Raw genomic sequence first — 1045 nt, 5'->3', positions numbered from 1 at the left:
ACAGAGATGGAGCCTGACCTTGTGGGCTGAAACCGGAAAAGAAACCTTCGTTAGATTTTGCTTTCGGTGAGATTGCGATTGATAACAAGGCGAGTGCAGCAACAACAATTGGTAGGGTTGCGCTCATGAGAAAGACTCCGTGTGTTTATTATGTTGTAAAATGGTCTACTTCTAGACTTCTAGACTTCTAGACTTCTAGACTTCTAGACTTCTATCGAACCGATTGGTTCAAATCCTGTGTAATTAAAAACTATTTGTAGGATTTCTTATCATCGACCACATAGGTGGACTTCCTTTTCCTAGATCGATCTGGCCAATACTCTCAAAGCCAAAGCGTTGATAGAACATTAAATTTTCTTCTTTGCTGTTCTCTAGATAGATCGGCATATTTGCGCTTTCAGCGGTCTGTATACATCTATTCATGAGTAAGGTGCCGTAACCTGAGCCCCTCGCTTCTTTAACCGCGCCAATTCCAAGAATATAGTAATGCGGTATAGATGGGGTATGTCGTACAACAAGCGTTTCCGCGCGAATTCCACGTAATACGCTCTTAAAACCGCCGCTTGAGATCATTGCTGGAACTAAAGGTAATGACGATATGACAGGCACATGCTTACTGATTCCTGGTTTCAGAAATAATACTGCCGCTTTATTGTCTGGGGTTGCATAGCTGTCGCTGTATTTAAGATATATGCGTTTAGCATAAAGGCCGAAAAACAGGCCGATGTTCATGCTAGGTCCAAATATCCAACGTTGAATCGGGTCGTCATCGAAAACCTTTCCCATGATATCAACTACACGCTGATAATCATTTGGTCCAAGTTGCTCTAGTTCTGTCATCTATATCGGTACTGTCTTAATTTTGTGTGATCAAGATATGTTATTCGCTGAGAAGAATGAAGTTAACAAGTATGTATAAAATACATTAGAATTATCTAAATTAGATACTTCTAATGTTTGAGGTGTTTTATGGAAGCATATATTCCTGCTTTGTCAGGTGGATTATTGATTGGTGCTGCTGCGGCTGTTTTATTAGTTTTGCTAG

Annotated in this window: 1 protein-coding gene; it reads right to left on the bottom strand. The window is 40.3% G+C overall.

Annotated elements, in window-relative coordinates:
- Positions 1 to 243: 243 nt before the first annotated feature.
- Positions 244 to 840, bottom strand: a complete 597-nt coding sequence (locus A3739_RS05880; protein WP_068481603.1) for an N-acetyltransferase — start codon at positions 838 to 840, stop codon at positions 244 to 246.
- Positions 841 to 1045 lie beyond the last annotated feature (205 nt).

This window comes from Oleiphilus sp. HI0067 (assembly GCF_001635735.1).
This window is presented reverse-complemented; position numbering and strand designations above follow the sequence as displayed.

What these genes read in the sequence shown, in the direction of transcription:
- A3739_RS05880 (WP_068481603.1), bottom strand. Translation starts at nt 840, where the DNA reads ATGACAGAACTAGAGCAACTTGGACCAAATGATTATCAGCGTGTAGTT.